The sequence below is a fragment of the Flexithrix dorotheae DSM 6795 genome (genome assembly GCF_000379765.1).
Classification (GTDB): Bacteria; Bacteroidota; Bacteroidia; order Cytophagales; family Flammeovirgaceae; genus Flexithrix; species Flexithrix dorotheae.
On sequence record NZ_KB903431.1, the window covers coordinates 64,729 to 86,484 of the forward strand.

The following is a 21,756-nucleotide window of genomic DNA, read 5'->3' on the forward strand; positions in this document are numbered from 1 at the left end:
ATAAAATGATTGATTCGGTAATTGGAAGTGTATATAATAAGGTAATTGATGAAAATCCTATAATTTCATTTATAATTGCTGTTTACAATGGCGAAAAATACCTTGAAAAAGCTATTGAGAGTGTCCTGAAACAGTCCTATAAAAACATCGAATTAGTTGTAATTGATGGTGGATCACATGATAAATCTGTTGAGATAATTAAAAAATATGATTCATCTATAAAATATTGGGAAAGTAAGCCAGATAAAGGCATATACAATGCATGGAATAAAGGTCTGAAAAAAATAGATGGTGATTGGGTTTGCTTTGTTGGGGCAGATGATTTTTTATGGGATGAAAAAGTGGTTGAAAATTTAATTCCCTCACTTCAGGAAGCTGGCATGAAGCAAATAAGGTATGTGTACGGCAAAATAAAATACCTGTCGGCAGATAGTCTTGAATTAATTGAAGAACTTGCTGAACCTTGGGAAAATTCTAAACGGAAAATCCGTGATAAAATGACCCTTTCACATTGTGCATCCTTCCATCATAAAGACATGTTTGAAGAGCATGGGTACTTTAATGAAGACTTTATTATCGCTGGAGATTATGAGTTTTTGCTTAGGGAATTTGGAACTCTGGAAAAAGAAGCGCTATTTGTTGATTCTTTAACTATTGCAGGTATGAGAAGCGGAGGAGTTAGCGGAGATTTAAATAAAAGATTAACCTTAGCAAATGAGTTTAATTTAGCAAGAAATCTAAACGGAATAAAAGGATTTTCTAAAGATATTTTTTTGTGGAAAATAAGGATTTGGGGGATAATAATCCTAGAAAAAATCTTTGGTAAAGGGGTTTCTAACCAATTGGCTGATATTTACAGAATTATTAACGGTAAAAAAAGAAGATGGTCTAAATAATTTCAAATAATAAAATGATTTTATTTCCAATTGGCTGGATAATAATCCCTTTAAGCATATTCTTTTTTGTGTATTTTCCAAAAAGGCTTCTTTATCTTACCGTTTTTTTCATTCCCTTCACGGGTACTTCGGTATTCAAAATTTCATTATCAGGTATCGATGCTGATGGTATCCGGGTTTCCATGTTTCTGGGAACGCTTTGCTTATTACAGTTCATTTTAACAAATCTTAAAAAGTTTCGGAAAGTAAATGAAAAAATAAAATCTACTACTTTTATATTAATTCTAATTTCTTTATCAGTAACTATTTCAGCCTTTATGCCTGCTATCATTAATGGTTCCTTGAAGGTACTTGATCCTTATGGGGAAGGTCTAGTTTATTACGCCAAAGAAGTACCTTTAACTTTTAGATTTCAGTATATTACGCAATATTTATTTTTTCTTTTTGGATTACTTTTTTCACTTTATCTAAATAAAATAACAGTAGGCAAAGACCTGCTTACTAATGTGATTAAAATTTACTTGATATCAAGTATTTTTGTAAGCTTTTGGGGGTGGTTTGAATACTTTTGTTTTTTTACAGGGATAAAATACCCCGGGTTCTTATTCAATCAAAATTCAGTGAATTTTTCTAGTATTCTGTTAGATGACAATGGTTTTCCCAGGATTACTTCAGTAGCTCTGGAGCCTTCTATAATGTCTCAACAATTACTCACAGCGCTGCCATTTCTTTTTTGGGCATTTTACTTTAAAGAAAAGATACTTTCAAGAGTATTTGACTTTATCGGGGTATTATCAATTTCACTGGTGTTGGTGTTTTCATTAAGTACTACAGCATATGTAGGGTTAGCCTTAATGTTCCTATTCGCCATAATTATTCTATTCAGGGAGGGAAAAATAAAAAGATGGTTTGTTTTTTTGCTTTTCACTATAATTACAGGAATTGGGTTTGTTTCTCCTGTTTTAGTTGAAAATGTATTACTTAAACTTGGTAGTTATTCGGGGATTGAAAGGTTCAAGTCACTAGAATATGGGTGGAAATATTTTTTAGAATACCCAATATTTGGAATAGGCTGGGGGGTATTTCCAAGTTGGGATTTAATAACATGTACTTTGGCTGGAGGTGGATTAATTACCTTTTTCCTATTTGTTTTACTTTTTACAAAAAACCTGTTTAAACAATCAAAAATTGTGAAAAAAGTAGGCGATTACAGTAATTCAAATTTTTCAAGACCTATACTTACAGGAATTTTTCAATCTACAATAATGCTTTTAATTGTTAGCCAAATTTCCGGATTCACTTATTATGCTATGTATTTTTGGTTTATTCTTGCTATTTCCATTTCAATGAATCAACTAAATTTAATTTCTAAAAATAAAATAAATGGATAGGTTTAAATTTTCATTAATCATTCCTACTCTGAATAGATCAAAAGAACTGATAATCCTACTTCATTCCTTAAAAAAACAAAGTTTTGATGATTTTGAAATAATCATAATCGATCAGAATAAAGATGATAAAGTAAATCAAATTATTACAAAACACGGTGATGGTTTAAATATAAATATTAAAAAAATATCAAAATCGGGAGCCTCTATAGCAAGAAATGAAGGAATAAATTTGGCAAAAGGCGATATTATTACATTTCCCGATGATGACTGTGAATACGCTGAAGGCTTGCTTAATGAAGTAAGTGATATATTTAAATCTCGAAGAGATTTGGATGGCATTACTTTAAGCTCAAAAGATAAATCAGGAGAGGGGGCAATGGTGAGGTTTTCTGATGAACCAGGTGTTATTAACAAGTTCAATGTGCTTAAAAAAATGGTTGAATTTACTGTTTTTGTGAGGAAAGAGAGCCTTAGTGAAATACGGTTTGATGAGACTTTTGGACCTGGAGCAAAAAGTGGATACTGGTGTGATGAAGGGCCTGATCTAATACTTCGGCTGTTGGAAAAAGGCTGTAGATTCGAGTTTTTCCCTAACCTTGTTATTTATCACCCCAATCCTACAAGAAAGTTCAATAAAAAAATATTTAAAAGGTCCTACAGATATGGATTAGCGAGAGGGAGATTTATTAGGTTACATAAATATCCTATTTGGTTCGCCTTTTATATTTGGGGATTATATTTAGCAGGAGTAATTCTGGGTTTATTGCATTTCAATCTTAAGGAATCATATTATTATATAATTGGTCTAAAAGGACGGGTTTTAGGCTACTTTTTTCATAATAGGAATATTTAAAATTATTCAATAACAATTTTTTGTATCATATTAATATCTTTATTTTTTAATTGCAAAATATAAAGTCCTGAAGGGATTTTAGAGACATCAATAAAAAAATCGCTAATTCCTGCTGGAATTAATTTAGTTTCATTTACAATTTCTTTCCCTGAAATACTAATTAATGAAAAAACTAAGGTTTTAAATGTTGTTGAATTGAAATCGAAAATCAATTTGTCAGTAACTGGATTAGGGTAAATTTCAATTTCATTTGGCATCTCTTTAAATACTGCTGTAAATGTTTGAGCAGTTGGAGGTGTTGTTATTTCCTGAATGATTTCTCCACCATGTTCCCAATGATCAAAAATATACGCAATACTATCTACAATTTGTGGGGAAAATGATCCTAGCTCACGGATTACTCCAGAAACGCCATCAAATGTAATTGGCGATTTTAGCTCTTTATGGCCATCTAAAGAAAGCCATAGGTTTACTGGTTTAGTATTTAATGTTATGGTTGAAATATTGGGGAAATACTCCTTATAAACCCGATCTGTTAACCCCCCAGAATCTTCCACTTTCAAATATAATCTATACCAAACATCACTATCTACTTCTCCTACTGTGGGAATTACAAAAGACCCTTCTTTAGATCCCGTGGCTATTGGGGGACCATCATGGGTATGATCTTCATGATGAAATACTACAGACCAGGAAAAAGTACTATCTGCCATTTCCCCATCTTCTAAATCTATTCCTTTACCAGAAAAATAAATTGTATCTCCCGCAGTATAAAGTGTATCCATTCGTGGTATCATGATCTTGGCAGTTGGTCTGGCATTAAACCCAACAACAGAAATTGAACTTTTCTTACTTTCAATTTCTCCCCATTCATTGCTAATTACTACGGAATATTTCCCTGCATCAGAAAAAGAAGCCGATGCTATAATTAGATCACTCGAAGTCTCCCCAGGAAGAATTACTCCATCCTTTTTCCATTGATAGGAAATTGGTTCTTTGCCAGATACATAAACACGTAATGAAAAATTTTCTTTTTCAGAAGTTTGGAAGGAGTCGGGATTTCTTAAAACCTGTGGTTTTTTTTCCTCAGTATAAATGATCTTGTGCAATTTGCCCGCTGACCTTTCGAGAAAGTACAAATTCCCATCAGAACCTGTAGTTAAAGAAACATTACTTCCTCCAATATTTTCAGCAAATGTGGAGACAGAAGAATCTGCTAAATCCAGCAGTTTAATCCACCTGTTACAATAGTCCATAAAATAGTATTTATCCTTGTAATCTGATGGATAATTAGAACTTTCACCTAAAAAAAATGTTCCACCAGAGATGGCGCAGCCTTTTGTGCTAGACTCTTCTGATTCATGTGGATATGCATAAAGTGGATTTTTATATTTATCATCATTTCCATTCCCTTCAAATATTGGCCACCCAAAATTTTGATCTGGTTCGGTAATGTCATTTATTTCTTCCCAGCTTTCTTCCCCAACATCATTCACGAATATTCTTCCAGTTTTGGGGTGGATATCCATGGTATATGGATTTCTAAGTCCCCAACTCCAAATATATTTAAGGTTTTCATTGCTGTGGTTATTATAAGGATTGTCCTCAGGAATAGAACCGTCAGAGTTTATTCTAATCACTTTCCCATGATGATTCCAGTATTGAGAAGAAGGTCCATGGCCGTTTTCCCCATGTGCAATATATAATTTTCCATCTAGTCCAAATCTCATTCCTCCACCATTGTGGATTGTAGAAGGGCCCAATGGGGTAAAATCGAGCAAGTTTTCTATTGTTGACACATCTGCGGTGTCATTTACTGCTTTTACTTTGATTAACCTGTTATTTACTCCTTTTGGAAGTGTATAAAAAAGATAAACAAAACTGTTTTTTTCAAAATTAGGATCTAGAGTTATACTTTCAAGACCTTGTTCAAAAGGAACCAGATTGGCATCTAATTCAATAAAAGGCTCTTTTTGTAAAATTCCATTTTTTATTACTCGTACAGTACCTTTCTGCTCCCCTATTAAAATTCTATTATCAGGTGTAAAAACCATCGAAGTGGGTGAACTTAATCCATCCACCAAAGGAAAAGTGAAAAAATTTTCGAGGAGTTGTTGTCCAAAACAGGTTGTGGAAAAAAACACAAGTAATACAAAAAATATTTTTTTTAATAATAATATTTTCATTTGAAAAAAATGAGATTAAAAAGGAAAAAACAGTTATTGCTTAGGGCTTTTAAAAGTATTATATACTTTGATTTTGTTTAAATATTAGGTATGCTTGCGACCAAATTATCGGTAAAAATACATCATCAAAATTTAATTTTTATATCATTTTTTTAACTTGTTCAAATTGACCTGGAATTTTGACTTTAGAAAAGATTTTCAAAAACTGGAGATTTTAACCCTTTTTTTAGTGGTTGTTACATTACCACTTCCTTTTGATAATCTTATAAGCAGGGTTATAATCGCGTATGTTATTTTTGGTTTGATAAAATTTTTTTATTTCAAACTGAAGGTTAAAAAGATCCCTTATTTATTTTACCTTTTGATTGGATTATATTTGGTTCATTTAATACCTTATTTCACCTCCGAAATCTTCCGTCCTGTTAATTTTGATCTGGAAAAAAAAGCTTCCATTCTGGCTTTTGCCATTATTCCAGGATTATTACTTCCATATAATAAAAAAATACTAGACAGATTGTTGCTTTTATTTTTGCTTACTACTACAATTTTGGCATTGATTACATTTAAGGATGGTTTTCAAGTGGCTTGGAACAATGTGGAAATGCAGGAAAACTTAATTATTCACAGACCCTATTTTGGGATTTATTGTATTTTCAATTTTTTAATTTCCATTTCATTTATTCTAAATAGAAATTACAGGACAGTTTTTAAGGCGATAATTTTATTAACTGGATTATTTAATGTAGTCTTTATCTTTATTATCCTGGCCAAAATGGCAATAATTTCCTTAGGTATAATTATTTTATGCTTAATCGGATACTTTTTTTGGATTAATAATTCCTCCAAAGTATTGGTTGGATATACAGCAATTTTAATTTCCATCACTATTTATTTAGGTGCTATTAATCCTTACATATCTAAGGCTGTAAAAACGGTGTTGTCCGGCAATGAACTTTCTTGGGAAGAATATGATAGTCGCCTTGTCAACAGTTTGAATTTGAGGGTTTTGAAATGGAACTGCTCAAAAAAAGTCTTGAAGAACAACTATCATTGGTTAGTTGGAGCAGGTACTGGAGATACACAATCTTTGATAGATAAATGTTATAAGGAAACATTAGGAGAAAATCATTTTTTTCTTGAACACAGCTATAATCCTCATAATATGTATTTAACTATTTGGTTAAATACAGGTTTAACAGGACTTTTATTGCTTTTATTAATTCTTGGTTGGGGATTAGTTTTTTCATTAAAACGAAAAAATCTACTGTTTTTTGGGTTTATGCTTTTAATTATCCTTTCAGGAGCAACAGAAAGCATTTTAGATGTTCAGAAAGGAGTAGTATTTTTCGCTTTTTTCTTTTCAATCTTTTCCCTAAACCAACAAAATTAGCTACGTTTGAAACCAATATTGGCAATCTTAATCTGTATTGCTTTTTTTGTAATTAGCTGTAAGGCTATATTTTAATATTTTTACCTTGGAGGGAAATCAAATTTCTAAATTAACAAACCCGAAAATCGCCATTGTTCATGAATGGTTTGTGGATCATTCTGGTTCTGAGAAGGTGCTGGAACAGATGTTGAACGTTTTTCCCGATGCGGATCTTTTTGGGGTGGTGGAGTTTCTGCCGGATGATCTGAAATGGTATATTAAAAATAAACCTGTTAAAACCACTTTCATCCAAAGGCTTCCTTTTGCAAAAACAAAATACAGAAATTACCTGCCTTTAATGCCTTTTGCTATAGAACAACTCGATGTTTCTGAATATGACATCGTAATTTCCAATAGTCATGCTGTTACAAAAGGCGTTATAACCAATCTTAATCAATTGCATCTTTGCTATTGCCATTCCCCAATCCGGTATGCCTGGGATTTGTACCACCAATACCTCCGGGAGTCCGGGCTCAATAAAGGTCTGAAAGGTTTTATTGCCAAGAAAATTTTGCATTACATCCGAATGTGGGATTTGTCAACCGTGAACTGAATTGACCATTTTATATCTAATTCTGCCTATATTGCCAAAAGAATTAAAAAGGTATATAATAGGGAGGCTACGGTTATTCATCCTCCTGTGGATACAAGTGGATTCGAGTTTTGTGCCGAAAAGGAAGATTATTTTATTACTGCTTCCAGAATGGTGCCTTACAAAAAGATTGATCTAATTGTAGAAGCATTTAATGAATTACCAGAAAAAAAACTTGTGGTGATAGGTAATGGGCCTGATTTTGAGAAAATTAAAGCTAAAGCTGGAAGCAATATTGAGTTGATGGGATTTCAAAAATTTGAGGTACTAAAGGAAAAAATTAAAAAAGCCAGGGCTTTTGTATTTGCGGCAGATGAAGATTTTGGTATAATGCCTGTGGAGGCCCAGGCTTGTGGAACTCCAGTAATCGCCTATAGAAAAGGGGGGGCTTTGGAAACGGTGGTGGATAATGAAACAGGATTATTTTTTGAAGAACAATCTGTAGAATCCCTAAAAAATACGGTTCTAAAATTTGATCAGGGGAGTAATAAATTTAAGCCTGAGGATATAAGAGCGCATGCCCTGAAATTTGACAATAAAGTATTTCGTGAAAGTTTTGAAAAGTTTGTAATTGAGGCCTGGAAGAATAAATAAAGAATAATAGTTTACTAACTAAATTCTTTTTCCGAAAAAATTGTTTTTAATTTGTGTCAGGATAGTCTTAAAAATGATATTTAGGAAAATTTCATATGGATTTCATTTTATAGCAATTTTGTTCCTTCTGGGGCACATGATGGTTCCTCATGTCCATAATAATATCAAGGAAACATCGATTCTAGAACCCTGCCATAGTGGAGATAAGGGACTTCTGGGAATGCTTGAACATGTTTTCTCCATAAATCTTGGGGGAGATCATCTTCAGGAGCTTGTAAAGGACGAAGTGGCAAAATCTAACCTAAAGGATTATTCTCAGCCTATTCTTTGTCCTAATTTCATTGAGCAGGATTTCTTCGTCTTTTCGGCTATTCAGGCCAATAATCTTGATTTTTGGGATTCAATCATTCCTTTTAAGAATCATATATTTTTAAATTCTCCCGGCCTCAGAGCTCCTCCCTATTTGTTCTTATAACCACTTCTTTTGATCATTATTTAATTATAGTAATACCTTGATTTCAAGGGTATTATAAGATGTTTCTTTTGGATAAACCAATCTGAAAGTTAATGTTTTGTTGTAACCTTATAATTTCATTTTAGGGGAAATGAATTTGTTCAAAAGAAGGACCTTTCTGAAATTCTTATTTTGAAATACAAAATCAAACCAATAAATGATCAATAAAATCATCAGGTTTTCCATAAACAATAAACTTGTCGTTGGTCTTTTTACTTTTCTTTGGATAGGGGTAGGAATATATTCCTTACGTCAGCTTCCAATTGATGCTGTTCCTGATATTACCAACAATCAGGTTCAGGTAGTGACCATTTCTCCATCTCTGGCCCCTCAGGAAGTTGAAAAATTTATCACCTATCCCATAGAAATATCTATGGCAAATGTGCCGGGAGTGATAGAAATCAGATCCATTTCCCGATTTGGGCTCTCTGTTGTGACCATTGTATTTAAAGATAATATTCCAGTCCTGGAAGCCCGACAACTGGTGGGAGAAAACCTGAATATTGCAAAAGGGGAAATCCCTGAAAATTTGGGAAGCCCTGAACTCATGCCGATTACCACAGGATTGGGCGAAATTTTCCAATATACTGTAGATATTAAGCCCGGTTATGAATCAAAATATAATGCCACTGATTTAAGGACAATTCAGGATTGGATTGTAAAAAGACAATTGTCGGGGACAGCTGGAATTGTAGAAATTAGCAGTTTTGGTGGGTATTTAAAGCAATATCAGGTATCTATTGATCCCATTAAAATACGTTCCTACGATGTAACTATCAATGAAATTCAGGAGGCATTGTCCTTAAATAATGAAAATACAGGAGGTAGTTATATCCAAACAGGGCCCTATGCTTTTTATATCAGGGCTGAAGGATTATTGAAAAGCATCCGTGATATTGAAAATGTGGTGGTAAAACAGCTTGAGGGTCTGCCATTACTGATAAAAGACATTGCTCAGGTAGAAATTGGGCATTCCCCCAGGTTTGGAGCCATGACCAAAGATGGAAAGGGTGAGGTAGTAGGAGGGATTACCCTGATGCTAAAAGGGGAAAATGCTTCTGAAGCCATTCAAAATGTAAAAGAAAGAATTGCTCAAATTACCAAATCATTACCGGAAGGAATTGAATTAAATCCTTATCTGGACAGGGCAGAGTTGGTAAGCAAGGTTATTAAAACCGTACAGAAAAATCTTATCGAAGGAGGGCTTATTGTTATTTTTATTTTGGTTTTACTGCTCGGTAGCTTTAGAGGAGGATTAATTGTAGCCTCTGTAATTCCCCTTTCCATGCTGTTTGCCTTTTCTTTAATGAATATTTTTGGTGTTTCTGCAAATTTGATGAGTCTGGGGGCAATTGATTTTGGAATTATTGTTGACGGGGCGGTAATTGTGGTGGAAAGTATCATCCATCACCTTCATTTAAACTTTAAAAACAAATCTGTTTCACAGAAAGATTTGGATAACACTGTTTACCTTTCGGCCAGTAATATCATGCGCTCTGCGGTATTCGGAATGTTAATTATTTTAATTGTATTCTTTCCTATTATGAGTCTGGTGGGAATTGAAGGAAAGACTTTCAGGCCCATGGCTTTCACCGTTTCTTTTGCTTTAATCGGAGCCCTGATACTATGCCTCACCTACGTGCCCATGATGGCTTCTGTATTTATGGAAAAGGAAATCTCGAAGAAAATTACCCTGGCCGATAAGATTAATAATTTTATTCATCGATTGTATAAGCCATTTATCCGAAATGCTTTAGCATATAAAAAAACTGTCTTACTTACTGCAATGCTTCTGCTTGCAATTAGCCTTTTTGTTTTTACCCGATTGGGAGCCGTATTTATTCCTACCCTTGAAGAAGGGGACCTGGCCATGCAAATGAATATTCCCCCGGGAAGTTCTCTGAATGAAAGCATTAAAATTTCCACCAAGGCCGAGCAGGTTTTATTAGCCAACTTTCCTGAGGTGAAAAATGTGGTATCCAAAATTGGAACTGCTGAAGTTCCTACGGACCCCATGGCTATTGAAAGTGCAGATATTATGATTATCCTGAAAGATAAGGACAACTGGACAAGTGCGGCTACTACAGAAGAATTGGCAGGACAAATGAAGGAAAAACTGGAAGTTATTACTGGTGGATCTTTTGAGTTTACCCAGCCAATCCAGTTGAGATTCAATGAACTGATGACGGGTGTAAAATCTGATATTGCCCTTAAAATATATGGAGAAGATATTGATTTACTTTTTCAATATGGCAATAAAGTAAAGGATCTAATACAAAATATTCCAGGAGCGGCTGATGTAAAAGTAGAACAGATTGAAGGACTTCCACAAATTTTTATCGATTACAGAAGAGATAAAATGGCCAGGTATGGATTGAATATTAAAGACTTAAATGAAACTATAAATGCGGCTATGGCCGGTGGAAAAGCAGGAATTATTTATGAAGGAGAAAGAAAATTTGATTTGGTAGTCAGGTTAAATGAAAATTACCGGAATGATTCCAGGATCTACGAAAAACTTTTTATCAGAACAGCAAGTGGGATGCAGGTACCTCTAATGGAGGTGGCTAATATTCGAAGGGAAGAAGGACCAATGCAAATTTCAAGGGATAATACACAACGGCAGATTTCTATTGGTATCAATGTGAGAGGAAGGGATATTCAAAGTCTGGTAGAAGAAATTAAACTGAAACTGGATGGGAACTTAAATCTTCCTCCAGGATACTTTATAACCTATGGTGGACAGTTTGAAAATTTAAAAACAGCTATAGAAAGGCTTGAAATCGCAGTTCCTGTAGCTTTAGGGTTAATCTTTATCTTATTGTATTTCACGTTTAATTCCCTTTCTCAGGCGCTAATTATTTTTTCTGCGATTCCCTTTTCTGCTATTGGTGGAATCATTGCCCTTTGGCTAAGAAATATGCCTTTTAGTATATCTGCAGGTATTGGCTTTGTTGCCTTGTTCGGTGTAGCTGTACTGGACGGCCTTGTGCTTATTTCTTGTTTTAATCAACTGAAAAAGGAGGGTGTTTTTGATTTAAAGGAACGAATTTTAAAAGGAACTGCTCTGCGAATAAGGCCGGTAGTAATGACTTCACTGGTCGCTTCTCTTGGTTTTTTACCGATGGCGCTTTCAACCTCTGTTGGTGGTGAAGTACAGAGACCGCTGGCTACTGTGGTAATAGGTGGATTAGTATCTGCCACCATTCTTACCTTATTGGTTCTACCAGTGATTTACAGTTTTGTGGAATCCGGTAGTTTTAGCAAATTCCTTAAAAAATCTTCAGTAAAAACAGCTGTTATTTTGCTGATTTTAACCGGTGGGTTTATAGCTTATTCTCCTGCTAAAGCGCAGGAATTAAAAACAATTTCTCTGCAAGAGGCTATTGGCATGGCAGTAGTCAATAATCCGAAAATGAAGGATGCAGAATTGAAAATTAAAGGCACTTCTTATTATAGGAAATCTGCTTTGAATTTTGGAGATACTGAGCTTGAATATACTAAAGGCCAGATAAATGATGCCATAATTGATTATCAGTTTTTTATAAAACAAAACTTTGGAATGCCCCTGGAACATTCAGCTAAGGTGAAATTTAATAAACAGGAAGTGAGAGTTTATGAAGTGGAACGAGAAAATATTAGGAGGGATTTGGTGAAAAATATTACCCTGACTTATTATGAGTGGGTTGGATTATTGAATAAAAAGGGGATAATAAATCAATACCTTCAGTATTTCGATGAGATGGTAGAAGTGGCAGATCTTCGGTATGAAACAGGAGATTCGAATTTGCTATCCAAAATTGTAGCGGAAACCTGGAGAGAGGAAACAAAAGTAAAGCTCAATACTATCAATGCAGACATTGAAGTACAGGAAGGCAAATTCCAACAATTGATATTCACAGAGGGGAATTTTATACCCGATACTTCCAATACTACAAAAGCGTCCATGTTACCCCTCCAAAATTTTCAGGATTCTCTTGAGGCGAGTAGTCCTTTAGTAAAGTTGATGGAGGAAAAATATATACTGGCTCAAAAGGAATTAAGCATTGAAAAATCCAGAATTACCCCAAAATTGAGTCTGGGCTATTTCAATCAGTCTTTATTAGGGGTAAATAATTATGATGGCTGGCAGGTGAAATTAGCATTCCCTCTTTGGTTTGTTCCTCAAAAAGGAAATATTCAGGCTAAAAAAATAGAAATTGACAGAGCTGCTAACTTATATGTGTATAGTCAGTTTCAGTTGAATAAAGAATTGGAAATCAGGCTGCAGGAATACAGGAAATACAGCAACAAACTGGATTATTTTGAAAATACTGCTTTAAAACAAGCCGAAATAATTACGGGAAAATCCGGGGAATTATACCAGCTTGGGGAAATTGGATATTATGAGCATATTCAAAATTTATCCAAAGCTGTGGAGATTCGTCTGGACTATTGGGATACACTCAAAGAATATAACAAAACCATTATCCAAGTCAATTATCTCATAGAGTAGGTCGGGATATGTGAATCTGGAAATTTAAAAAAGCTCAAAAATCTGAGGAATCAATGCCTCTTTAAAAATATTAATTATGAAAAATTTACTCACTTTAATTTTGGCTCTAGTGTTTATTGGCTGTGCAAAAGAAGCTCCTGACCATCATGAAAATGACCATGATCATGATGAAAATACCAAAAATGTAATTTTTACATCAGAGCAATTGGAAATGGCCGAAATAAAAACTGCCAAAATACAGGAACAGGAAATTTCAGATGAAATTAATTGTATTGGTATAATTGATCTTCCACCACAGAACAAAGCCACTATTCATCCTCAAATCCAGGGTTTTATAAAAGAAATCAGAGTTTTAATAGGAACCAAGGTGAAAAAGGGAGAACTGCTGGTAGTTTTGGAACATCCAGATTATATCAAACTTCAGGAGGCCTACCTTGAGGTTTTATATCAGTTTAAGTTTGCTGAAAAGGAGTTTAGCAGACAGAAAACCTTGTCGGAAGGGAATGCCACAGCCAAAAAGCAATTCGAAAAAACTGAATCAGAATATGGTTTACTTAAAGCCAAAAAAGCATCACTTGAAGCTCAGATGAAAATGGCCGGCTTAGACTTCAAAAATTTAACTCCGGAAAAAATTACCAATCAGGTAAATATTTATGCACCTTTTTCCGGCTCTATTTCTAACGTTTTTGTGCAAACCGGGCAGCATGTTACCATTGAGGAAAGAATTCTGGATATGATAAATAAAGAGCACATTCATCTGGAACTTCAGGTTTTTCCCAGAGATGCGGTGAAAATTGCCCTGGGGCAGGAAATTAAATTTGAAGTACAGGGTTTGCCGGAAAGGAAGTTTGCCGGAGAAGTTTTCCTAATTGGAGAAACAGTGGATCAGCATAATAATGCGATTAATATTCATGGTCATATTGAAGAAGAATTGGATTTGTTTAAACCTGGAATGTATGTAAGTGCCACTATTAAAGTAAATGCGCAAAAATTGCCAGTGGTGCCTGAAAATGCGCTGATAAATGATGAAGGACAATATTTTGTTTTTGCCAAAACCGGGGATTCGGAATTTGAGAAAATGCCGGTAGAAATTGGACTGGTAAATGGCGGTTTTGTGGAGATTTCATCCGGTTCATTTCAAATGATAAAGGGAATGGAAATAGTAACGGAAGGAGCAAATTACATTAAAGCTCAGATGCATGGGATTTCCGGAGGACATGACCATTAGAATGATTTTATTACTGCCCCTGAAGTGAAAACTGCTTGGGGGGCATGCCATATTTTTTCCTGAAACAACGGCTGAAATATTGGAGATCATTAAAGCCTACATCATATGCGGTATCGGAAACTCTTTGACCCTGCTGTAATAACTCTGCTGCTTTTTTCAGTCTTATATTTCTGATAAATTCATTTACCGATTGCCCGGTCAGTGCCTGAAGTTTTCTATAAAGCTGAGGTCGGCTAATGCCTACTTCCTTACAAAGCACTTCTACTCCAAATTGAGCATTGGTCAGATTTTTATTCACAATTTTAATCAGGTCATCAAGTAATTTCTGGTCTATTGGGTTAAGTCCTGGTTGCTTTTGTGCAAAGGCATGATTTTGATTAAATTTTTGTTGAAGAGCCTGCCTTGAGGTAATCTGATTTTTCACTCTGGCCTTTAATTCCTGAATATTAAAAGGCTTGACTACATAATCATCGGCTCCGTTTTCCAGTCCTTCAAGTTTGTGTTGCTGAGATGATCTTGCTGTGAGCAAAATAAGTGGGATATGACAGGTCCTTTTATCAGTTTTTACCTGACTGCAGAATTCAATCCCATCCATTTCCGGCATCATGATATCACTAATGATTAAATCAGGAATTTTCTCCTGGGCCAACTCCAAACCTTCCCTTCCATTTTTGGCCCAGCTTATTTCATAGGCAGATTTAAACTCTTCCGAAATATATTGGAAAATGTCTTCATTATCTTCAGCAATAAGTAGTTGAGGATGCTTTCCGTTTACTTTATGTTGCTGGAGGGATTTTTGGGTTTTCTTCCCCATATTCTGGGGTAAAGTTTTTTTGGATTCAGGTTGTTCTCTTCCTAAAATGGTTTCACTCAAATAACTGGATTTCCCTATTGGAATCAGGATGGAAAATGTAGTTCCTTCATTCTTTTTGCTGGAAACCTCAAGTTTACCTTTGTGTAATTTCACCAGTTCTTTGGAAAGTGAAAGTCCAATTCCAGTTCCGGGCTGATACCTTGATGCCCCATTATCTTCCTGATAAAATCGCTTGAATATTAAATTCAGCTTTTCTTCGGAAATGCCTTCTCCGTTATCTGATACAATTATTTTTACCTGATCCGGATGGCTTTCCGAAATTAAAATTTGAAGAGAAATTTTTCCACCATTTGCAGTAAATTTAAATGCATTGGAAATTAAATTGGTGAGCACTTTATCGAGTTTGTCCCCATCAAAATATCCCCAAATTTTTGGTTGATTGGCAAGGAAATCAAAATCTATATTTTTATCCAGGGCCATCCATTGGAATGACTCATGGATATTTTTTATAAACATGACCAAATCTCCTTTCTGAATAGAAAGTTTGAGTTTTCCCGCTTCCAGTTTTCTGAAATCCATTAGTTGATTCACCAGATTTTTTAGTTTCTGGGCATTTTTGTAGATTAACTTAATGGCTCCCTCGTCCAGTGGGTTTTTGCTGGAAAGCATATTTTCCAATGGACCAAGTATGAGGGTAAGTGGAGTCCTGATTTCGTGGGAAATATTGGTAAAAAAACGCAATTTTAGCTGATGAAGTTCTTCTGATTGTGAGTGCTTTAACCGCTCCATTTGCAATTCCCCTTTTATTCTCTCCCTTCTCACAGTAAGCTTGTAGGATATAAATAGAAGCAATACCAGCAAAAGTGTATAGATAAAATAAGCCCATTTGGTTTTCCAGAAGGGCGGTAGTACTACAATTTTTATTTCAATTCCTTCTTCATTCCAAATCCCATCATTATTGCTGGCTTTTACCCTGAATTTATACTCGCCCGGAGGAATGTTGGTATATTTTGCTTTTTTCTCTGTATCTTTTTTACTCCAGTTTTTATCAAAATTTTCTAGTTTATAGGTATACTGATTTCGTTTACTATTCGAATAATTCAGGGCTACATATTCAAATGAAAAAGTGGATTGATTGTGATTGAGGGTAATCGACTTTACTTGATTTAGCGGTTTTGATAATGGCCCTTCTTCAGTTATGGGAACGGGCTCATTGAAAATATTAAATCCTGTAAAGGCTATTTTTGGAACAGAGGGATTGTCCTGAATACTATCCGGATGGAAATGTAATATTCCCTGACCGCATCCAAACAACATTTCCCCATTAGGAAGTTTTAAACTTGACTTGGGTAAAAAACTGGTGGTTAACAATCCGTCTTCCTCATCATAATTTCTTACAAGGTTATTTCGGTAATTAAATTTGATGATACCACCCTCAGTGCTTAGCCAAAGATTTCCATGATCATCCTCCAAAATACCATGAATCCTGTCATTGCTAAATCCATCGGAGATAGAGTATCTTTGAAAAGAGCTATCCTGCTCATTCCATTTGTTTAATCCGGCATGTGTCCCAATCCAAAGGTTTCCTTTACTATCTTCAAAAATGGTTTCGACAAAGTTATTACTGATGCTTGAAGGATCATTTACCTTATAACTAAATAGGGAAAATTTACCCTTATCTGGATCGAACTTACTTATGCCCCCTCCATAGGTCCCTACCCAGAAAGTACCTTGGCTGTCTTTAAACAATACACTGGTATGATGGCTGTAAACCAGGCTTTCCGGGTTTTCAGGATCGTTCTCATACCTTTTTAAAAGCTTTCCCTGGCTGTCATAATGATTTAACCCCAAAACACTTCCTGCCCAAATTTCATTATTTTGATCTACTAAAACAGATCTTAAATCCCAGTGATGTCTTAACTGTTCAGGGGATTTTGTAGTGGAAATGATAGAATTGTTTTTGGTGTCATATAATATCATTCCAGTGTTGGAGGCTAGGGCAAATTTTTGCTGGTTTATTTCAGCGATCTCCTGGATAGGGGAGTTGAGGGTAAAAAACGCTCCAAAATCTCCTGAACTTTTCAAATTGCTTTCATGGAGCTTTATCATGCCTCCAGGGTTGCCGGCCCAAATATTTCCGGTTTCATCCCGATGAAGAGAATGAATGATTTTTTCAAGTGGATTATGCTTTTGTAAAAGATAGTTAAATTGTTTGTTGTTCGGATCAATTTTAAACAATCCGCTGTTTGAACCCAACCAGATAATTCCATCATTCGCTTTAAAAAAACAACTGATATGATTGCTTTGTAAGCTGTCCTTATGATTGGCCTGCTGATGATGTTCAACAAGTTTTTTAGAAATGGGATTCACCGCTAACAGACCTGAATAAGAACCTATCCACAACAGACTATCATTTTCACAGTGGAAAAAAGTTGCCCTCTGATTGTTGTTAGCGGAGGGTAAGAAAGGCATTTTCCTAAATAAGTAATTATTTTCTGAGGTTTTGGTAATTATTTCTCCGCCATGTTCGGAAGTTCCAAGCCAAATTTCCCCATTTCCCATATTTTCTATGCCCCAAAAATTATTATTTTCAGGGGTATGACGATCATCTTTATTTGCGATAAATCGTTCGACTTCACCTGTGTTTTTGTCTAAAAGGTTCAGCCCACTCCAGGTGCCCACCCAAATTTTGCCATCATCATTTTCTCCTATAGAAAGTACATTATTGTGGCTAAGGGTTTTAAGGTTTCCGGACTGGTGTTTATAAACTTTAAATTTACCCGTTTCCCAGTTATAATTGTTAATTCCTCCTCCATCAGTGCCAATCCAGAATTCGCCTTCGCTATCTTCAAAAAAGCTGATGATTTCGTCAAAACTGAGGCTTTCAGGGTCATCGGGATTGTGGAAGATATGCTTAAAATCATCGTAACCCTTGGGTAAAATATTAATTCCTCCTCCATAAGTTCCTATCCATAAACTGCCGGATTTATCTTCATAAATACACCTGATTTTATTATCGCTAATACTATTAGGATTGGTAGGGTCGTGCCTGTATACTTTAAAATTATAGCCATCGAATTTGTTAAGGCCATTTTCGGTGCCCACCCAGATAAAACCTTCACTATCCTGAAAAATGCAGGTAACAATATTGTTGGACAGTCCATTCTGGGAATTGAGTTGCTCAAAGGCAATAGATTTTAGTTCCTGACCATGTAAATGGTAAGCGGGCAGGGTAGGAATGAGATATACAGCGATTAAAGTTAGTTTAAGCCAAAAATTGAGCATTTACAAATTTAAGCATATTCGTCTTTATCCCGGGTATTAATTACGGCCTTTTCTTTTTACTGTAATTTTGTATTTGAATTTGGGAACCCCACCAATGGGAATAGTATAAAAGGGCAGAGATTCACCATATTGGTTGGTCATATAAAAAACAATGTTGTTGTTTAGCTTTTTTTGTTTTTGTGATTTGATGAATTGGATATCCAAAGAGGTGTTGTGTTCTTCCTTATAAATTTCGTGGGTACTGGTTGCCCATTGTCCTTCCCTGGAAGATTTAAATAATACTCCGTTTTTAGCTACAGAAATTACCCTGATTAAGCCATCATTGTCGTGATCGAAATTATGTTGTTTAATGGATATAACCCTTTCATCTACATAAGGATATAAATGGCTGACTTCCTTGGGATTGTCGTAAAGCCTGAATGTATATTCAAAAGTAAAAGCATTTCCCCCTTCCACTCTTTTGTTAAGATTGCCTTCAGTACTTAAATAATAGGTGTACAAATTCCCGTCATTACCCGATATTCCCTCTGCGATTAATTTAAAAACATAGCCACCTAATTCCTCTATAAATTCACCTTCTTTGGGATTAAATGGTCCAAAGGTAAACCAGTTGTTGTCATATTTGGCGGATACGCCAAAGGTTTTGGTATCCAGTAGATAGCCGCTTTTAAATCCTGAAACCGGATCGATATTTTGAGCGGCTTCGTTGGAATAAGCTCCTTTTCCCCCATAAAGCGAAAACCGTGTCTGCGTATCGAAATAGTCAAATAATTCATCGTTTTCCCCACCAGTATCCGGATCGAAAATTCGGAAATATACCGGATCTACCTGTGTAGCAGGAATGCTGAAAAAGAATACCTGGCAATGGTCATCGTCACCGTAAGCCTTGGGTGCATTTGCTCCAAATGTGACCAAAAATGAAATGTTTTCGTCTTCAGCAGGAACTGGCTGAGCATTTAGCTTAAAAAAATGCAGGAATAAGATAATAAGGATATTTATGCTTAGTTGTAATTTCGACATAGCTTGAGAAGAAGTAGGTCAAAAATAAAAACGGTATTATTTGGTGACTACTTCCTGATTGTAAGTAAAATTTTTTCCAATTAAAAAAGTCTAAGGACTTAGTAATTTTTTTTAACTAAATAATGGGTCCGGTGCCACAGATATGATTAAAAAAATAGTTTAGCCTTGATAACCAGTTTGTTAGCCAGTAGGAAAACCTTCGGGATGTCTTCCGGGACCTCCCAGGATCATTTGGTATTGGTTTTCACCGGGAATTATTTTTAATCTAAACTTATCAAATCTACAGCTTACCAAAACTTAATAATTTGCAAATCTATAATTAACATCAACTTTTTTTACTATTTTCTAATAATTAATATCTACTTTTGCGCCCTTAAAATATGACCTTAAATTTCTTATGGATAATATCAGAAATATTGCAATAATTGCCCACGTTGACCATGGCAAAACTACACTTGTAGATAAGATATTGCATGAATGTAGCATTTTTCGAAGTAATCAGGATGTTGGAGATTTAATTCTTGACAATAATGATCTCGAAAGAGAAAGAGGAATTACTATTCTTTCTAAGAATGTTTCTGTAATGTATAAAGATACAAAAATCAACATTATCGATACTCCCGGTCACGCAGATTTTGGTGGTGAAGTGGAAAGGGTGTTGAAAATGGCTGATGGCGTATTATTATTGGTAGATGCTTTTGAAGGCCCTATGCCACAAACCAGGTATGTATTGCAAAAAGCAATAGAAATTGGTTTAAAGCCAATTGTGGTCATCAATAAAGTGGATAAAGAAAACTGCAGGCCAGACGAAGTTCATGAGTCGGTTTTTGATTTGATGTTCAACCTGGATGCTACAGAAGACCAGCTGGATTTTCCTACAATTTATGGTTCAGCCAAAAACGGCTGGATGTCAGAACATTGGGAAAAACAAACTGATAATGTTTCTTATTTATTAGATTGTGTGGTAGAACATATTCCTGCTCCTAAACAAGTGGAAGGTCCATTACAATTACAAATTACTACCATTGATTATTCAACTTATGTAGGTAGGATTGCCATTGGAAGAGTAGCCAGAGGGGAATTGAAAGTAAATGAGCCCATTGTATTAATTAATAGAGCGGGAGAAATTTCCAAATCCAAAATCAAAGAAGTTTATGTTTTTGATGGATTGGGCAAGGCAAAAGCAGACCGAGTAGGTTGTGGTGATCTTTGTGCCATTACCGGAGTGGAAGGGTTTGATATTGGAGATACCATTACAGATCCGGAACATCCTGAGGCTTTGCCTCCAATTGCTATTGATGAACCCACCATGAGCATGTATTTTACCGTAAATAACTCTCCGTTTTTCGGAAAAGACGGTAAATATGTGACCTCCAGAAATTTAAGGGACAGGCTTTTCAAGGAAACTGAAAAAAATCTGGCCTTAAGAATTGAAGAAACTGATTCTCCGGATTCTTATTTGGTATATGGTCGGGGTGTACTTCACTTATCAGTTTTAATAGAAACAATGAGAAGGGAAGGTTATGAATTACAAATTGGACAGCCAAGGGTAATTATTAAGGAAATTGATGGTAAAAAGCATGAGCCTGTTGAATTATTGACCGTAGATACTCCTGAAGAAACCTCCGGAAAAGTAATTGAACTGGTAACCCAAAGGAAAGGGGAGCTGGTGATTATGGAACCCAAAGGAGATTTGATCCACCTGGAGTTTAATATTCCTTCCAGAGGGTTGATCGGATTGAGAAATTATATTTTAAATGTGACTGCAGGGGAGGCGATAATGGCTCACCGGTTCACCAGCTTTGAACCATGGAAAGGGGATATTCCATCGAGATTTAGCGGGGTAATGATCGCTTTTGAAACAGGATCTTCTTTTGCCTATGCTATTGATAAACTTCAGGATAGGGGTAAATTTTTTATTGAACCAGGAGAAGAAGTTTATGGAGGACAGATTGTTGGAGAACATATCAGAGCTAATGATCTTTCAGTAAATGTGACCAAGTCCAAAAAGCTTTCCAACGTAAGGGCTGCCGGATCTGATGATAAAGCCAAGCTTGCTCCGGCTATTAAATTTTCATTGGAAGAAGCTTTGGAATATATTCAGAAGGATGAATATGTAGAAGTTACACCTAATCATTTGAGGCTTAGGAAAATACACTTAACCGAAACCGAAAGGAAAAGAGCGGTATATTAGTCCTTAAGTAATCAACTGAAGATATAATTGGACAAACGTTCATTTTAATTACCTGTCATTCATTCTAGAGTGATTAGGTTTTTGAAATGAACGTTTTTTTTGAGTTTATTTCTCCATTTTCAGCGGTATGGAATACTTCTGAATTTATTGTTTACCTTAACAATAATTAAGGTATTAATTTTGTGATTTGTAACGAATAATTGGTTTATCCGTTAATGCTACAGATTAAAATCTGAATTGGAATTCACTTTTATTTGAAATTGAG

The 21,756-nt window shown here is 35.2% G+C and carries 13 protein-coding genes; 10 read left to right on the forward strand and 3 right to left on the reverse strand.

The window, feature by feature from the left end; genetic code table 11:
• The first annotated feature begins 5 nt into the window (after positions 1-5).
• The 3 genes from A3EM_RS41480 to A3EM_RS0104145 are packed head-to-tail and all read left to right on the forward strand — an operon-like array spanning position 6 to position 3,140.
• Positions 6-896 carry a glycosyltransferase family 2 protein gene (locus tag A3EM_RS41480; protein ID WP_020526907.1) on the forward strand — a complete coding sequence of 297 codons (891 nt, stop codon included), beginning with the start codon at positions 6-8 and terminating at the stop codon, positions 894-896.
• Positions 897-910: 14 nt separating this feature from the next.
• Entirely contained in the window at positions 911-2,287 is a 1,377-nt protein-coding gene (locus A3EM_RS0104140) for an O-antigen ligase family protein (RefSeq protein WP_020526908.1), read from the forward strand.
• Positions 2,280-3,140: a glycosyltransferase family 2 protein gene (locus A3EM_RS0104145; protein ID WP_020526909.1), complete on the forward strand. Its 861-nt coding sequence runs from the start codon at positions 2,280-2,282 to the stop codon at positions 3,138-3,140. Before A3EM_RS0104140 ends, A3EM_RS0104145 begins: the two co-directional genes overlap by 8 nt.
• A gap of 2 nt (positions 3,141-3,142) precedes the next feature.
• Here A3EM_RS0104145 and A3EM_RS41485 read toward each other — a convergent pair whose 3' ends face one another.
• Positions 3,143-5,326 (reverse strand): PQQ-dependent sugar dehydrogenase, encoded by a 2,184-nt coding sequence (locus A3EM_RS41485; protein ID WP_020526910.1) that lies wholly within the window; start codon positions 5,324-5,326, stop codon positions 3,143-3,145.
• 601 nt (positions 5,327-5,927) lie between these two features.
• Between A3EM_RS41485 and A3EM_RS47445 the strand changes: the two genes are divergently transcribed.
• The 6 genes from A3EM_RS47445 to A3EM_RS0104175 all read left to right on the forward strand — a co-directional run bounded on the left by A3EM_RS47445 (position 5,928) and on the right by A3EM_RS0104175 (position 14,178).
• Positions 5,928-6,716 (forward strand): O-antigen ligase family protein, encoded by a 789-nt coding sequence (locus A3EM_RS47445; protein ID WP_281169803.1) that lies wholly within the window; start codon positions 5,928-5,930, stop codon positions 6,714-6,716.
• A gap of 85 nt (positions 6,717-6,801) precedes the next feature.
• Positions 6,802-7,308 carry a glycosyltransferase family protein gene (locus A3EM_RS48115; protein WP_020526912.1) on the forward strand — a complete coding sequence of 169 codons (507 nt, stop codon included), beginning with the start codon at positions 6,802-6,804 and terminating at the stop codon, positions 7,306-7,308.
• A gap of 87 nt (positions 7,309-7,395) precedes the next feature.
• Complete coding sequence (locus A3EM_RS48120) at positions 7,396-7,941, forward strand: glycosyltransferase (protein ID WP_020526913.1); 546 nt, start codon at positions 7,396-7,398, stop codon at positions 7,939-7,941.
• A 73-nt stretch (positions 7,942-8,014) separates the two neighbouring features.
• Complete coding sequence (locus tag A3EM_RS0104165; protein ID WP_020526914.1) at positions 8,015-8,416, forward strand: hypothetical protein; 402 nt, start codon at positions 8,015-8,017, stop codon at positions 8,414-8,416.
• Positions 8,417-8,612: 196 nt separating this feature from the next.
• On the forward strand, positions 8,613-12,950 hold the full coding sequence (locus tag A3EM_RS0104170; RefSeq protein WP_020526915.1) for a CusA/CzcA family heavy metal efflux RND transporter: 4,338 nt from the start codon (positions 8,613-8,615) through the stop codon (positions 12,948-12,950).
• Between the two features lie 76 nt (positions 12,951-13,026).
• On the forward strand, positions 13,027-14,178 hold the full coding sequence (locus A3EM_RS0104175) for an efflux RND transporter periplasmic adaptor subunit (protein WP_020526916.1): 1,152 nt from the start codon (positions 13,027-13,029) through the stop codon (positions 14,176-14,178).
• A gap of 10 nt (positions 14,179-14,188) precedes the next feature.
• On the opposite strand, the gene A3EM_RS0104180 is transcribed toward A3EM_RS0104175, so the two are convergent.
• Positions 14,189-18,277 (reverse strand): two-component regulator propeller domain-containing protein, encoded by a 4,089-nt coding sequence (locus A3EM_RS0104180; RefSeq protein WP_020526917.1) that lies wholly within the window; start codon positions 18,275-18,277, stop codon positions 14,189-14,191.
• A gap of 36 nt (positions 18,278-18,313) precedes the next feature.
• Positions 18,314-19,297, reverse strand: a complete 984-nt coding sequence (locus tag A3EM_RS0104185) for a hypothetical protein (protein ID WP_020526918.1) — start codon at positions 19,295-19,297, stop codon at positions 18,314-18,316.
• Between the two features lie 397 nt (positions 19,298-19,694).
• Here A3EM_RS0104185 and typA point away from each other — a divergent pair, with 397 nt between their 5' ends.
• Positions 19,695-21,491, forward strand: a complete 1,797-nt coding sequence (typA, locus tag A3EM_RS0104190) for a translational GTPase TypA (protein ID WP_020526919.1) — start codon at positions 19,695-19,697, stop codon at positions 21,489-21,491.
• Positions 21,492-21,756 lie beyond the last annotated feature (265 nt).

Coding starts and splice junctions, on each gene's coding strand:
- A3EM_RS41480 (WP_020526907.1), top strand. CDS start 6: ATGATTGATTCGGTAATTGGAAGTGTATATAATAAGGTAATTGATGAA.
- A3EM_RS0104140 (WP_020526908.1), top strand. CDS start 911: ATGATTTTATTTCCAATTGGCTGGATAATAATCCCTTTAAGCATATTC.
- A3EM_RS0104145 (WP_020526909.1), top strand. CDS start 2,280: ATGGATAGGTTTAAATTTTCATTAATCATTCCTACTCTGAATAGATCA.
- A3EM_RS41485 (WP_020526910.1), bottom strand. CDS start 5,326: ATGAAAATATTATTATTAAAAAAAATATTTTTTGTATTACTTGTGTTT.
- A3EM_RS47445 (WP_281169803.1), top strand. CDS start 5,928: ATGCAGGAAAACTTAATTATTCACAGACCCTATTTTGGGATTTATTGT.
- A3EM_RS0104165 (WP_020526914.1), top strand. CDS start 8,015: ATGATATTTAGGAAAATTTCATATGGATTTCATTTTATAGCAATTTTG.
- A3EM_RS0104170 (WP_020526915.1), top strand. CDS start 8,613: ATGATCAATAAAATCATCAGGTTTTCCATAAACAATAAACTTGTCGTT.
- A3EM_RS0104175 (WP_020526916.1), top strand. CDS start 13,027: ATGAAAAATTTACTCACTTTAATTTTGGCTCTAGTGTTTATTGGCTGT.
- A3EM_RS0104180 (WP_020526917.1), bottom strand. CDS start 18,277: ATGCTCAATTTTTGGCTTAAACTAACTTTAATCGCTGTATATCTCATT.
- A3EM_RS0104185 (WP_020526918.1), bottom strand. CDS start 19,297: ATGTCGAAATTACAACTAAGCATAAATATCCTTATTATCTTATTCCTG.
- typA (WP_020526919.1), top strand. CDS start 19,695: ATGGATAATATCAGAAATATTGCAATAATTGCCCACGTTGACCATGGC.